Here is a 13,667-nt window from a genome sequence, read left to right on the forward strand (position 1 = left end):
GGTGTCATCGGCGACCGGCTATGGGGGGGCAGCCGGTCTTTGCATTGCACGTTTTCTGGAGAGAGTCGTCATGCAATTCCATGTACTGGGCGCGGCAATTTGCTGCGCACTATCGTTTTCTGCTGTCGCTACCGCGGCTGATTTGTCGACCCCTGCGGTGGTATCGCGCGCGCAGTCCCTGCTGGGAAACAACGCCGCAGCTTTGGTCAATCGTGCGCCGGCTGATGCTTTCATCGCGCGCGACAGTATTGTCGATGCCGATGGCACCGAGCATGTGCGTTTTGATCGCACGTATCAGGGGTTGCCGGTGATCGGTGGCGATGTGGTGGTGCATTCGCGGCGCGGGGTGATGCGCGAGTTGAGCCAGACCTTGGCCACCACGCTACGCCCGGCCACGGTGCCCGGCATCGAGGCGGCGACCGCTGTGCGCGTGGCCGGCACGCGCTTCGATGTGGCGCCCGATGCCGCACCGCGTGCAAGCCTGGCGCTGTACGCTCGCCAAGGCACGCCGCGCTTGGTGTATGAAGTGATCTACAGCGGCATCAAACCCGATCAGACGCCTACCGAAATGCATTACATCGTGGATGCGGTGGATCAACGCATTCTCGAGTCCTGGGACACGGTGCATACCGCCTGCGCCGGTGGGACCAGTGCGGCCGGCACCGGGCGCGCGCTCTATGCCGGTAGCGTGGCGCTGTCGACCACGCGTTGCAGCAGCGGGTATGAGCTGACCGATCTGAGTCGCGGTGGCGGCGCCACATACACCATGCGCAACAGCACCTCCGGCAACGGCACGTTGGTCACCGACGCCGATAATGCATGGGGCAGCGGCGCCAACAGCGATACGGTGACAACAGCGGTGGATGCGCATTACGGCGTGGCGTTGACCTGGGACTACTACCGCACCGCGCATGCACGCAGCGGCATCGCCAACGACGGCGCCGGTGCACGTAGTCGCGTGCATTACGGCAGCCGCTACAACAACGCCTTCTGGTCGGACAGCTGTTTTTGCATGACCTTTGGCGATGGCGATGGCAGCGCGTTTACACCCTTGGTGTCGGTGGATGTGGCCGGCCATGAGATGACCCATGGCGTGACCAGCCGGACAGCGCGATTGGTGTATTCCGGCGAATCCGGCGGCTTGAACGAAGCAACCTCCGACATCATGGGCGCGATGGTGGAGTACTCCGCCAACAACAGCGCGCAGCCGGGCAATTACCTGATCGGCGAGAAGATCGTGCCCGGCAACACCACCGGCACGCTGGCGCTGCGCTACATGTTCAAGCCGAGCCTGGATGGCGATTCACCGGACTGCTACAGCAGCAGCCTGGGCTCGCTCGACGTGCATTACAGCTCCGGTGTGGCCAACCATTTCTATTACCTGTTGGCCGAAGGCGCGGTGGTGCCGAGTGGCTTCGGTGCAGGTACCAGCTGGAATGTGACGCCGGCCGGCTTGGTCTGCAACGGCAACACGGCGTTGACCGCGATCGGCAGGGCTGCGGCCAGCCGCATCTGGTATCGCGCGCTCACTGTCTACATGACCTCGTCCACCAACTACGCCGCGGCACGGCGTGCCACGCTCAGCGCGGCGACCGATCTGTATGGCAGCACCTCCAGCCAGTACCGGGCGGTGGCTGCGGCCTGGAGTGCGGTCTCGGTCAACTAGAGCGACTAACAAAACGGAGCAAGCAGCCGTCCGGTGGGTGCGGAGGGCGCGGAGGAACCGGCGTGTACGTAGGTACATGCCGATTTTGCGCACCGGCCGCGCCCGCCTGGCGGCGGCGCAGTCGTTTTGATCGCTGCTCTAGGGCTGGCTGCGGGCCGTGGTCCGCAGTGAGCGAGGCCGGTGCGCGGCAACCGGCGTGGACGCAACGAACGACGCCGCTGGCGGCACCACCCTCGCCCGCCTGGCGGGCAATCGCCGATGCGCGGAGCGTGATACGCAACACAGGCAACCTGCCACGCGCTGGTGCGTGGCAGGTCCTGTTCCCGGCAGCTGCCCCGCAAGCGCCACTGCGGCCATCCGCGCGCGTATGCTTGGGCGATTCCTGGGAGGGAACATGACCGAACGCACCACGACCGCGCGACCGCTCGATCGCTATTTCGCCAGTTATTCCGACGACCACCGCAACGCGACCAACCAGCAGATCCACGTGCTGGCGGTGCCGGCGATCCTGTGGTCGGTGGTGGCCTTGCTGTGGTGCATCCCGGTGGGCGGCACCTGGTTCAGCAGCGGCGTGTGGGCGGCGCTGGCGATGTTCGCCGCGTGGTCGTATTACAACCGGCTGTCGCGGCCGCTTGGTCTGGGCATGTTGGCGATCTTTTTCTTTTTCGGCTGCCTGTGCCGGCTGATCGAGGGCCGACTGGGCCTGGGCGGCCTGTTCACGCTGGCGGTGACGGTGTTCGTGCTGGCGTGGATCGCGCAGTTTGTCGGCCACAAGATCGAAGGCCGCAAGCCGAGCTTTCTGACCGACCTGACCTATCTGCTGATCGGGCCGCTGTGGGTGCTGGCGAAGTTGTATCGGCACCTGGGTTGGCGGTTCTGATCTTCGGATTTCCCGCGTCAGCGATACCGCGCTGACGCCAACGCAGGCTACTCGCCGATGCCCAGCTCTTCCGGCAGCGGGCGAAACGCACGCGGTGCATAGCCGAAGTCGCGCCGCGCCGGCTCCAGGTCGAACACCAGGTCATCGCGCATGCGCTGCAACGCGGCGGTATTCATGCTGCGCAGCCGGCCCAGGCGCTGCGCGGTGGTGAGCGCCAGACCGAACAGCGAAGGCGGCACCTGATACAGCCGTGCCGGCCGCGGCAAGGCCTCCAGCACGCGTTCCACCATCTGCGTGTAGGCCAGCACTTCGCCACCGCCCACCGCATAGCTGCGCTGATGCGTGGCCGGCTGGGCGACCACCGCCAATGCCGCGCTGGCCAGATCGTCCACATGCACCGGCTGGCGCAGCCCGGTGGCATTGGCCGGCAACACGAACGCGCCCGTGCGCCTGGCCAGCCCGGCAATCTGGGTCAGCGTGCGGTCGCGGCCGGCGCCGTAGACCAGGGTGGGGCGCAGCACGGTGGCCGCGGCGCCACGCGCCTTGGCGGCGGAAAACAGCGCTTGTTCGGCATTGGCCAGCCGCTGGGCGACATCGCGCTCGGCGGCATCGATCGAATGTTCCTTGACCTCCACGCTGGTGGAACCGAACGCGACGATGCGCGGCGTGCTCAACGCGTTGGTCTCGTACCAGTGCGCGAAGTGATCCAGCGGGCCGCAGCTGAAGATCACCTCGAAACTCTCGCCCGCCACCGCCGGTGCCGCCAGGTCACCTTGCCGCCAGATGAGTCCTGCGCGTGCGGCGCGCGGCGCGCGCGACCAGGCGGTGACCTGCCAGCCACGCCCCAGCAGGCGGGTGAGCAGGCGTTCGCCGATCTGGCCACTGCCGCCGAAGACCAGGGCACGGGGTGCAGCGGCGGCGACGGAAGGAGCGGGATTGGCAGCAGTCACAAGATACGCAGGCGGTGGCGATAGTGTCAGCATACCGAGTGCAACGCGGCGGTGCGACGGCACATCCTGTCGTTTTCCCGACAGGCGCACGCTCACCTTGACGCCGGCGTCAGTCAACGGTTTGTTAAGCTCTCTGGCCTGCTCGCGAATCTCGTGTTCCCTGCATGCCTGCACCGTTGGAAATTCTGCTCGCGCTGCCGTTCCTGATGGCGGCCGCCGTGGCGCTGTCGTGGCGCACCTCCCGTTCGATCACTGCGTGGTTGGCTGCGGCCGCGCCGTGGGCCGGCCTGGGCATCCTGGCACTGCTGACACCGGCGGTGCTGCGCGGGGAAATCATCCGCAGCCAACATGTCTGGTTACCGCAGATCGGGCTGCTGTTCTCGCTGCGCATGGACGGGCTGGCCTGGATGTTCGCGCTGCTGGTGCTGGCGATCGGCGCGCTGGTGGTGATGTATGCGCATTACTACCTGAGTGCACGCGATAGCGCCTCGCGCTTCTTTGCGTATTTGTTGCTGTTCATGGGCGCGATGCTGGGCATGGTGCTGTCGGGCAACCTGCTGCTGCTGATGGTGTTCTGGGAACTCACCAGCCTCAGCTCCTTCCTGCTGATCGGTTTCTGGTCGCATCGCAAGGATGCGCGCGAAGGCGCACGCATGGCGTTGGTGCTCACCGCCGGCGGCGGCCTGGCGTTGCTGGGCGGGGTGCTGCTGATCGGCCGCATCGTTGGCAGTTTTCAGCTGGATGCAGTGCTGGCCTCGGGTGATCTGATCCGTGCAAGCCCGCTGTACCCGTATGCGCTGGTGCTGGTGCTGCTGGGCATCTTTACCAAGAGCGCGCAGTTTCCGTTCCACTTCTGGTTGCCGCATGCGATGGCCGCGCCCACACCGGTGTCGGCGTATCTGCATTCGGCCACGATGGTCAAAGCCGGCGTGTTCCTGCTGGCGCGCCTGCACCCGGCGCTGGCCGGCACCGACCTGTTCCTGTACACGGTGACCAGCATCGGCGCGATCACCGTGCTGCTGGGCGCATGGCATGCGATTTTTCAGCACGATCTCAAGGGCGTGCTGGCGTATTCGACCATCTCGCACCTGGGCCTGATCACCATGCTGTTCGGCCTGTCCACGCCGATGGCGGTGGTGGCTGGTGTGTTCCACATCCTCAACCACGCGGTGTTCAAGGCCTCGCTGTTCATGGCCGCCGGCATCATCGACCACGAAACCGGCACGCGCGACATGCGCAAGCTGGGCAACCTGCGCCGCTTGATGCCGTTCACCAGCGCACTGGCGATCACCGCGTCGCTGGCGATGGCCGGCATTCCGCTGCTCAACGGGTTCCTCTCGAAGGAAATGTTCTTCGCCGTGGCGCTGGAGGCCGAAGGCCCGCAGCTGCTGCGCCTGCTCGCCAGCGGCGCGGCGTTGATGGCCGGCCTGCTCGGCGTGGCCTACAGCCTGCGCTTTGTGCACGACACCTTCTTCGGCCAGGGCCCGCGCGACCTGGACCGCACCCCGCACGAGCCGCCGCGCTGGATGAAGATTCCGGTGGAAGTATTGGTGCTGACCTGCGTGGCGGTGGGCATCGTGCCAGCCTGGACGGTGGCACCGGTGCTACGTGCCGGTGCCAGCGCGATCCTGGGCGATCGCCTGCCCGATTACAGCCTGGCGCTGTGGCACGGGTTGAACTGGCCGCTGGCGATGAGCATCGCCGGCGTGGTGGGCGGCGTGCTGCTGTACATGGCGCTGCGCAAGCTGCTGGATCTGTACGCGATCGAAAACCGCTCGCCGGGCAAGGCCTTGTTCAATTGGAATCTGCGGGCGCTGTTCGCCGCCTCCGCACGCGCCACCGACGCGATCACCAACGGCAACCTGCAGCGCATGTTGATGCTGCTGGTGCTCAGCGCGGTGGTGGTGGCGCTGGTGCCGTTCCTGCAGGGCGGCGCGTTGCGACCGTGGCCGACACCGGCGCCCATGCCGCTGCTGGGCTGGGCGTTGTGGCTGCTGATGCTGGCCTGCGCGCTGGGCAGCCTGTTCCTGTACCGGCAACGCTTGCTGGCGGTGCTGGTGCTGGGCGGCACCGGGTTGGCGGTGAGCCTGACCTTCGTGTTCCTGTCTGCACCGGACCTGGCACTGACGCAGTTGCTGGTGGAGATGGTGACGCTGGTGCTGATGCTGCTGGCGATGAACTACCTGCCGGAAACCTCGCGCCCGGAACGCGCGCCGCTGCGTAAATTCCGCGATGCCTGCATTGCCGTCGTTGCCGGCGGCGGCCTGGCGGCGCTGGCCTACACGTTGATGACCCAGCCCAGCCCGACCATCGCTGGCGAGATGCTGCAGCGGGCCTTGCCGGAGGCGTACGGGCGCAACGTGGTCAACGTGATCCTGGTGGACTTCCGCGGCTTCGATACGTTTGGCGAGATCACCGTGTTCGCCATCGCCGGGCTGGTGGTGCACGCGCTGCTGCGGCGCTCGCGCATGGCACCGGAACGCACCATGCCCGGCCCGGCGATCAAGCTGCCGGTGCCGGCGGATCTGGCACAGATCATGTTCCCGCTGACGCTCACGGTGTCGCTGTTCCTGTTCCTGCGCGGCCACAACGCGCCCGGGGGCGGCTTCATTGCCGGCCTGGTGCTGGCGGTGCCGTTGCTGATGCAATACGTGATCCAGGGCGCGGCGTCGGTGGAGTCGCGCTTCGGGTTCGACTACATCCGCCTGATCGGCATCGGGCTGTTGTGCGCACTGCTCAGTGGTGCCGGCTCGCTGCTGTTCGGCCGGCCGTTCCTCACCAGCGGGCACGCCGAGATTCCGCTGGGATGGCTGGGCGAGCTGGAGCTGGCCAGCGCGTTGGGCTTCGACACCGGCGTGTATCTGGTGGTGTTCGGTGCGGCGATGTTGATGCTGTCGATGATGGGCACGATCAAACCCTCGCGCACCCGCGACTCGCATCGCGGCGAGATCGATCCCACCCAGCGTTCGACGCGCACTGCGGAGCAGCATTGATGGAACTGGCACTGGCAAGCGCGATCGGCGTGCTCACCGCCCTGGCGATCTACCTGCTGCTGCGTGCGCGCAGTTTCGATGTAATCCTGGGGCTCACCTTCCTGTCGTATGCGACCAACCTGCTGATCTTCGCCGGTGGGCGTCTGCGCAGCGGGCAGCCGCCCGTGCTGCGCGACGGCATTGCCGCCGACCTGAGCCAGCACACCGACCCGCTGCCGCAGGCGCTGGTGCTCACCGCGATCGTGATTGCCTTCGCGATGACCGCGGTGAGCCTGGTGCTGGCGATCCGCAGCCGCAGCGACAACGGCAGCGACCACGTGGATGCGCACGAAGATGCGGATACCGGCGAAGACACGCGTGAGGCGCGCCGATGAACCATCTGCTGATCCTGCCGATCCTGATCCCGATGCTTGGCGCGTCGGCGTCGTTGTTTGTCGAACACCGCCGCTATGGCCCGCGTGTGCAGCGCGCCGTGGCCTGGACCAGCATGGCCCTGCTGGCGGTGGCAGTGGTCGCCCTGTTCGCCCGCGCTGCGCACGGCGAGGTGCTGGTGTACCTGCTGGGCGACTGGCCGGCGCGGCTGGGCATCGTGCTGATGGGCGACCGGCTGGCCGCGTGGATGCTGATGACCACGCTGGTGCTCGGCGCGGCCTGCCTGCTGCACGCCTGCGCCGGCTGGGACCGCCGCGCGCCGCACTTCCATGCGCTGTTCCAGTTCCAGCTGATGGGCTTGAACGGGGCATTTCTGACCGGCGATATCTTCAACCTGTTCGTGTTCTTCGAGGTGATGCTGATCGCCTCCTACGGCCTGCTGCTCAGCGGCGGGCGCGGGTTGCAGATGCGTATCGGCCTGCACTACGTGGTGTTCAACGTCTGCGCCTCCACGCTGTTTTTGATTGCGCTGGGGCTGTTGTTCGGTTTGTTCGGCACACTCAACATGGCCGAGCTGTCGCAGCGCATCGCCACCCTGCCCGCACCGGACGTGCCGCTGGCGAAGGCCACCCTGGGGTTGTTGTTGCTGGTGTTCTGCAGCAAGGCCGCACTGCTGCCGCTGTACCTGTGGCTGCCGGAAACCTATTCGCGCGCGCCGGCCTCGGTGGCGGCCTTGTTCGCCATCATGACCAAGGTGGGCCTGTACGCGGTGCTGCGGGTGTCGTCGTTGTGGTTCGGTGCCGGCGCAGGCGCATTGTACGGCTTCGGCCGGCACGCGCTGCTGTGGCTGGGCATCGGCACGCTGGTGATGGCGGCCTTCGGCGTGATGGCGGCATCGCGGCTGCGGGTGATGGTGTCGTACCTGGTGGTGTTTTCGGCGGCGACGTTGTTCATCGCCTTCTCGCTGGACGATGCACGTGCGCTGGGCGCCGGCCTGTATTACCTGCCGCATAGCTGCTTTGTGGCGGCGGCGTTGTTCATGGTTTCGGACCTGATCCGCCGGCGCCGTGGTCGCGCCAGCGATCGCAAGGAAGTGGTTGCCCCACTGCCTGGGCGGGCGATTCCCGGCGCGATGTTCATGATTGCGGCCGTTGCCGTGGCTGGCCTGCCACCGCTGTCCGGGTTCCTGGCCAAGGCCGCGCTGCTGCAGCATGTGCCCGGCGACCTGGTAGCCCCGGTGTGGGGCGCGGTGCTGGGCAGCAGTTTGCTGGTGGTGATCGGCCTCACGCGTGCAGGCGTGCGCCTGTTCTGGCGCGTGCCCGAGGCGGTGGAAGAGGCGGTCCAGGACGATGCACCGGAGCGCCTGCCGCAACGGCGCGCGCGCATGCGCCCGGTGGAAACCGCCGCCACGATCATCCTGTTGAGCGGTCTGGTGGCGATGACGATCGGTGCCGGCCCGTTGATGCACTACACCGATGCGGCCGGTGCGCAGCTGCGTGACCCCGGCGCGTATCTGGAACGGGTGCGCGGGACCACGCCGCAACGGAGGCAGCCATGAGCGCGCAGGTGTCCTGGCAACGCCGGCTGTTTCCCTCGCGCCCGCTGAGCGTGATGGTGTTCCTGTTCTGGCTGCTGCTCAGCGACAGCTTCGGGCCGCAGCAATGGGTGCTCGGTCTGCTGCTCGGCTGGGTGGTGCCGATCTTCGCCGCGCGGCTGGACCGCGAGTTCGCGCGCATCGGCTCGTTGCGTTCGGTACCGCGCATGCTGCTGGTGGCCGCTGTCGATATCGTGCGCTCCAACATCAAGGTGGCGCTGCAGGTGCTGGGGCCGGAATCGCGTATCCAGCCCGGCTTTATCTGGGTGCCGCTGGACATCGAGAATATCCACGGCATCGCCGCGCTCACCAGCATGATCACGCTGACGCCGGGCACGGTGTCGGCAGCGCTGTCGGACGACCGCAAATACCTGCTCGTGCATGTGCTGCATCTGGATGACCCGGATGCGCTGATCGCCGAGATCAAGTCACGCTATGAAACGCCCCTGATGGAGATCTTTCCATGACCGGCCATACCTTCATCGAAACGACCATCGTCGTGTGCATGCATGCGGTGGCGCTGGCCATGTTGATGTCGCTCTGGCGGCTGCTGCGCGGGCCCACCGTGCCGGACCGCATCCTGGCACTGGACACGCTCTCCATCACCGCCATTGCCGAGCTGATGTTGCTGGGCATGTACCTGGATTCGCCGATTTACTTCGAGGCTGCCCTGGTGATCGCCATGCTGGGCTTCGGCAGCACCGTGGTGCTCAGCAAGTACGTGCTGCGCCGGGATATCGTCGAATGATCGCGCTCACCGAATATCTGCTCAGCGCGTTGCTGCTGGTGGGCACCTTCTTCATCCTGATCGGCGCGTTCGGGCTGGTGAAGTTGTCGGACTTCTTCAAGCGCCTGCATGCGCCCACCAAGGCCAGCACGCTGGGCGTGGGCTGCGTGCTGCTGGGCTCGGTCGGTTATCACCTTTTCCTGGGCGTGGACCCGCAACCACGTGAGTTGCTGATCACCGTGTTCCTGTTCATCACCGCGCCGATCAGCGCGCACATGATGGCCAAGGCCGCGCTGTCGCTGATGATGGAAGACCGCCCGGAAGTCCCCAACCACGGCGACATGCAAAAAGAAGGGCTGCCGCCGGCGCAAGGCGATGTGGGCGAGAACATGGAAACCACGCCGGACCGGTCGACGTCGGAGCACAACTCCGGCGGTTGATGGGTTGACTGGTCAGCGCACTCCGGTTGTCCCGCGATGCTGCGTTCGATGCGGGTTTGGTCATTGAACGCAGGCGACACTGACGTATAGCACCGCGCTGCGCTGCCCGGATCAGCCGCAGCCTTCCACGTAATCCACCTGCGGCGCCACACCCACGCGCCAACTGGTCACCTTGCCGTCGGCATCGGTGTCGAACACCAGCGCGCTTTGCGATTGCGCGTCGGCATGCCGCAGGCTCAGCGCACCGGGGATGTACTTGTGTGGTTGTTCCGTCAGGCCATCGGGATACAGCGCGCGCAACTCGGCAGCCGTCATGCCCACCCGCCCGCCACCGGGCGCCACTTCCTTGGGCTCGTTGGTCTGGTAACGCACCAGCCGGTCGCCCTCGAACATGAAACCGAAGCGGCGCGCGTCGTCGGCCCACTGCGGGCGCAACAGGTAACAACCGCCATCGGCCGCTGCATCGCCGCGTAAGGCACCGCCCCAGGCCGCACGCGCCTGCGCGGCGTCCATGCCCAGGCGCACGTCGCCATAGCCATCCAGGCGCGCCAATGCGGCCGGGTCCTGACGCAGGCGTGGCGGCAGGCTGCCCGGCGGCGCGGTGGCCGGCGGAACGTCGCCGCGCGGTTGGTCCGCCTCGGCGGCGGGCGCTGCCGGCGGGCTGGACGCAGTGGCGTCATCCGCGGCCGGGGTTTCAGCGGTGCGGCTGCAGCCGGTGGCCAATGCCGCGAACGCGATCACTGCAATCAGTCTGGATGTCATGCCTGCACTCCCTACCAAGTCGCCATCAGCCTACACAGTGCGCATCGCGGCCATGTGCAGGCGTTGCGTGTTCGGGGCATGGCAGGTGCGCGGCTTGGGGCGTTCACGGCGCCTGCCGCCATGCGGTCGCCGATGTCATCGTCGCTTCATTGGCGACAGTCACCCTGGCGACTTCGCAGGACTACCGCCATGTACCCACGCAAGACCCATCTCGCCCTGACCGCGCTGCAATCCCATCGCAGTCCGCTGACCTTGCTGCAGCGCCGTGCACTGATCCTGGCCGATGGCCAGCGCGATCTGGACACCCTGGCGGCGCTGCTGGGCGGCGAGGCCGCCACGCTGGTGCAGACCCTGTGTGCGCTGGGCTACCTGCACCTGGGTGCAGGCGTGGCGACCAACGCGGCGCCGCCCTCCGCCGCCGCTGAAGCACCTTCAGCACTCAGCGACGCCGAGCCGGCAGCACCGTTGCTGAGCGAAGAAGAACAACAACGACAGCGGCGGCGCGCGACCACCAACGCACGCCTGTATCTGCTGGATATCCTGCAGTTGCAGCGCAACCCGGTCACGGTCCTGCTGCACCGTCGCCTGCAGGCCGCACGCAGCGACATCGAGATTCATGCCGCCATCGCCGAGGCACTGCAGGCCTTGCCGCAATTCACCTCAGCCAGCTATGCCGAACGCGTGCGTACGCGCAGTGCGGAGTTGCTGCCTGACACGCTGGGTGAAGCGACTGCAGCGGCTGCGGAATCAGTCGTGCGCCATGCGGATAACGCATCGGTTTAGTTGACGCGGCGATGGGTAGCACGACGCATGTGCTTGGAAACGAATGCGGTGGCTGCAATCGACTTACGGCATGCCATCAAGATGCTGGCTTAGAGCAGCTAACAAACGTGGCGAGCAGTTGTTGTCAGGTGGGTGCGGCCGGCGCGGAGGAACCGGAGTGTGAGGGGTACATGCCGATTCCGAGCAGCGGCCGCGCCCGCCTGGCGGCTGTGCAGTCGTTTTGATAGCTGCTCTTTAGCTCAACGCCAGCTGGTCACGCGATGCAACTGATGAAACGTAAGCTCCTTAGGAGCTGCGTTGCTGCCGATGCTGTCGCTATGCAGCTGGCGATGAACCCGATGGATCCGACGTAAACGTAGCCACCGGGTGTCGTCCGCGTTTTGCATTTGTTCGCTGGTTAACCGCCCATATCCCTCAGCAAAAATCGCAACGGCCATCGAAGATGCTTCGGAACGCTCGTGCTGTTGCGAGACTTAGGGTTAATGCGCAACAGCGTGCAGCGTCATGAGGCACCGCTCAACACCACACTATTGAGCCGGCGCTACCGCACTCAGCTAGCCGGCGGCGCCTGAAATGCATTGCGCAACCCCGCCCAGCACTGCTGATAATCGCCCTGCCGATGCGGTGCCTGCAGCGCTTGCGCGGTGGGGCGCAGCACGGCGCGGGTTTCGAACATGAAGGCCATCGTCTCGGTGATGACGTCCGGCCGCGACAGGTCCGCTTGCGAGGCCTTGTCGAAGGTGGCCGCGTCCGGGCCGTGGCCGCTCATGCAGTTGTGCAGCGACGCACCGCCCGGCGCGAAGCCGTCGGCCTTGGCGTCGTACACGCCGTGCACCAGCCCCATGAACTCGCTGGCCACATTGCGGTGGAACCACGGTGGGCGGAAGGTGTTCTGCGCCACCAGCCAGCGCGGCGGGAAGATCGCAAAATCCATGTTGGCCGTGCCGTGCGTGTCGCTGGGCGAGGTCAGCACCGTAAAAATGCTCGGGTCCGGATGATCGAAGCTGATCGAACCGATGGTGTTGAAGCGGCGCAGGTCGTAGCGGTACGGCGCGTAGTTGCCGTGCCAGGCCACCACGTCCAGTGGCGAATGGCCGATGTCCGCACGCCACAGGTGGCCCTGGAATTTGGCCACCAGTTCAAAGCGGCCTTCGCGTTGCTCGAAAGCCGCACACGGGGTTTCGAAGTCGCGCGGATTCGCCAGGCCATTACTGCCAATCGGCCCCAGGTCGGGCAGGCGCAGCAAGCCACCGAAGTTTTCGCAGACATAGCCGCGCGCGGTGTCGTCGCGTAGCTCGACCCGGAAGCGCACGCCACGCGGAATCACCCCGATCTGCTGCGGCTCCAGCTCCAGCACGCCGAGCTCGGTGTGCACGCGCAGGCGCCCGAGTTGCGGCACCAGCAGCAGCTCGCCGTCGGCGTTATAGAAGAAGCGATCCTGCATGGAGGCATTGGCCGCATATAGATGCACGGCCACGCCGTTCATTGCTTCCGGGCCGCCGTTGCCGGCCATCGTATACAGGCCCTCGATGAAATCGGTGGGTGTCTGCGGCAACGGCAGCGGGCTCCAGCGCAGCTGGTCCGGCGGCACCGGTCCGTGGCCGAAATCGTTGTGGAACTGCGACTGCTCGATCAACGAAAACGTCCCGTGCACCGCGGCAGGACGCATGCGGTACAGCCAACTGCGCCGGTTTTCGCTACGCGGCGCGGTGAATGCAGTGCCCGACAACTGCTCGGCATACAGCCCGTGCGCCACACGCTGCGGCGAGTTCTGGCCAACCGGCAGGGTATCGGCTACTGCCTCGCTGGCGAATTCATTGCCGAAGCCGGTCATGTAACGCTGGTCGTTGTGCATGGGTGCGTCCGGATGTTGACCCGCCCTCCACGACAGCAGAAGGGTGGGATCGAGTTGGATCAAGCCGCTCTTACCGAAAAAGAGCTCAAGCCTGGCGGATCAAGCCCCTCTCCCACCGGGAGAGGGGTTGGGGTGAGGGTACGGCGGCGCAACGACATGACAGATCGCCTCAACCACCGCATCCAGCGAAAGCAACACATCGTTGTTCCAGAACCGCAGCACTGTCCATCCCTTCGATTGAAGCCACCGCGTCCTTGCCTGATCGCTGGATGCTTGGTGCTGCGATCCATCCAGCTCAATAATCAATGCTGCATCGATACAACAAAAATCTGCGATGTAGGGCGGAATCGGATGCTGACGTCTGAACTTGAAATCGTGTAGCTGGTTGCTGCGTAGACAGCGCCAAAGTGCGCGTTCTGCGTCTGTCAGCTCTTTGCGTAATGCGCGCGCATGGGTGCGTGTGACAGTGGGTAATGGTGGTTTGATTTTCATCGCTCCACCGTACCCTCACCCCAACCCCTCTCCCGCAGGGAGAGGGGCTTTGACTACGTGCGTCTTCGTTGCTGTGTGTTGTCAGAAAAATGCCTTGACTGGTCGTGCTTGATCGCGACCACTTGCCGCTCGCTTCGTCGGATCCGTACCGGA

At 65.8% G+C, this 13,667-nt stretch carries 13 protein-coding genes and 2 other RNA genes; 9 read left to right on the forward strand and 6 right to left on the reverse strand.

Translation table 11 applies throughout. From position 1 onward, the window contains the following. The first annotated feature begins 70 nt into the window (after nucleotides 1–70). Nucleotides 71–1,666 carry a M4 family metallopeptidase gene (locus ACD584_RS17870; RefSeq protein WP_076037343.1) on the forward strand — a complete coding sequence of 532 codons (1,596 nt, stop codon included), beginning with the start codon at nucleotides 71–73 and terminating at the stop codon, nucleotides 1,664–1,666. A 3-nt stretch (nucleotides 1,667–1,669) separates the two neighbouring features. On the opposite strand, the gene ACD584_RS17875 is transcribed toward ACD584_RS17870, so the two are convergent. Beyond that, nucleotides 1,670–1,744: non-coding RNA, sX9 sRNA (locus tag ACD584_RS17875), on the reverse strand. A gap of 316 nt (nucleotides 1,745–2,060) precedes the next feature. On the opposite strand from ACD584_RS17875, the gene ACD584_RS17880 reads away from it, so the two are divergent. Continuing rightward, nucleotides 2,061–2,546 carry a DUF962 domain-containing protein gene (locus ACD584_RS17880; protein WP_070689509.1) on the forward strand — a complete coding sequence of 162 codons (486 nt, stop codon included), beginning with the start codon at nucleotides 2,061–2,063 and terminating at the stop codon, nucleotides 2,544–2,546. 47 nt (nucleotides 2,547–2,593) lie between these two features. On the opposite strand, the gene ACD584_RS17885 is transcribed toward ACD584_RS17880, so the two are convergent. Beyond that, nucleotides 2,594–3,496, reverse strand: a complete 903-nt coding sequence (locus ACD584_RS17885; RefSeq protein ID WP_175611715.1) for an NAD(P)-dependent oxidoreductase — start codon at nucleotides 3,494–3,496, stop codon at nucleotides 2,594–2,596. A 164-nt stretch (nucleotides 3,497–3,660) separates the two neighbouring features. Between ACD584_RS17885 and ACD584_RS17890 the strand changes: the two genes are divergently transcribed. The 6 genes from ACD584_RS17890 to ACD584_RS17915 are packed head-to-tail and all read left to right on the forward strand — an operon-like array spanning nucleotide 3,661 to nucleotide 9,622. Continuing rightward, nucleotides 3,661–6,489, forward strand: a complete 2,829-nt coding sequence (locus ACD584_RS17890; RefSeq protein WP_076037345.1) for a monovalent cation/H+ antiporter subunit A — start codon at nucleotides 3,661–3,663, stop codon at nucleotides 6,487–6,489. Beyond that, the gene (locus ACD584_RS17895) at nucleotides 6,489–6,863 is read left to right on the forward strand and encodes a Na+/H+ antiporter subunit C (protein WP_005990640.1); all 375 of its coding nucleotides are present in this window, start codon (nucleotides 6,489–6,491) and stop codon (nucleotides 6,861–6,863) included. The genes ACD584_RS17890 and ACD584_RS17895 overlap by 1 nt, the downstream gene beginning before the upstream one ends. Then, the gene (locus ACD584_RS17900) at nucleotides 6,860–8,419 is read left to right on the forward strand and encodes a monovalent cation/H+ antiporter subunit D (protein WP_076037346.1); all 1,560 of its coding nucleotides are present in this window, start codon (nucleotides 6,860–6,862) and stop codon (nucleotides 8,417–8,419) included. The genes ACD584_RS17895 and ACD584_RS17900 overlap by 4 nt, the downstream gene beginning before the upstream one ends. Beyond that, nucleotides 8,416–8,922 (forward strand): Na+/H+ antiporter subunit E, encoded by a 507-nt coding sequence (locus ACD584_RS17905; protein ID WP_076037347.1) that lies wholly within the window; start codon nucleotides 8,416–8,418, stop codon nucleotides 8,920–8,922. Before ACD584_RS17900 ends, ACD584_RS17905 begins: the two co-directional genes overlap by 4 nt. Beyond that, the gene (locus ACD584_RS17910; protein WP_011035695.1) at nucleotides 8,919–9,203 is read left to right on the forward strand and encodes a K+/H+ antiporter subunit F; all 285 of its coding nucleotides are present in this window, start codon (nucleotides 8,919–8,921) and stop codon (nucleotides 9,201–9,203) included. The genes ACD584_RS17905 and ACD584_RS17910 overlap by 4 nt, the downstream gene beginning before the upstream one ends. Beyond that, the gene (locus tag ACD584_RS17915) at nucleotides 9,200–9,622 is read left to right on the forward strand and encodes a Na+/H+ antiporter subunit G (protein WP_070689506.1); all 423 of its coding nucleotides are present in this window, start codon (nucleotides 9,200–9,202) and stop codon (nucleotides 9,620–9,622) included. Before ACD584_RS17910 ends, ACD584_RS17915 begins: the two co-directional genes overlap by 4 nt. Before the next feature lie 111 nt (nucleotides 9,623–9,733). On the opposite strand, the gene ACD584_RS17920 is transcribed toward ACD584_RS17915, so the two are convergent. Then, entirely contained in the window at nucleotides 9,734–10,384 is a 651-nt protein-coding gene (locus tag ACD584_RS17920) for a lectin (RefSeq protein WP_076037348.1), read from the reverse strand. A 189-nt stretch (nucleotides 10,385–10,573) separates the two neighbouring features. On the opposite strand from ACD584_RS17920, the gene ACD584_RS17925 reads away from it, so the two are divergent. Next, complete coding sequence (locus ACD584_RS17925; RefSeq protein ID WP_076037349.1) at nucleotides 10,574–11,167, forward strand: hypothetical protein; 594 nt, start codon at nucleotides 10,574–10,576, stop codon at nucleotides 11,165–11,167. Nucleotides 11,168–11,263: 96 nt separating this feature from the next. Here ACD584_RS17925 and ACD584_RS17930 read toward each other — a convergent pair. The 3 genes from ACD584_RS17930 to ACD584_RS17940 all read right to left on the reverse strand — a co-directional run bounded on the left by ACD584_RS17930 (nucleotide 11,264) and on the right by ACD584_RS17940 (nucleotide 13,514). Continuing rightward, a non-coding RNA gene (locus ACD584_RS17930) (sX9 sRNA) lies at nucleotides 11,264–11,339 on the reverse strand. A 378-nt stretch (nucleotides 11,340–11,717) separates the two neighbouring features. Further along, entirely contained in the window at nucleotides 11,718–13,022 is a 1,305-nt protein-coding gene (hmgA, locus tag ACD584_RS17935; RefSeq protein WP_162277032.1) for a homogentisate 1,2-dioxygenase, read from the reverse strand. A 99-nt stretch (nucleotides 13,023–13,121) separates the two neighbouring features. Then, on the reverse strand, nucleotides 13,122–13,514 hold the full coding sequence (locus tag ACD584_RS17940; protein WP_076037351.1) for an endonuclease domain-containing protein: 393 nt from the start codon (nucleotides 13,512–13,514) through the stop codon (nucleotides 13,122–13,124). Nucleotides 13,515–13,667: the final 153 nt, after the last annotated feature.

This window comes from Xanthomonas sp. NCPPB 2922 (genome assembly GCF_041520885.1).
Classification (GTDB): domain Bacteria; phylum Pseudomonadota; class Gammaproteobacteria; order Xanthomonadales; family Xanthomonadaceae; genus Xanthomonas; species Xanthomonas campestris.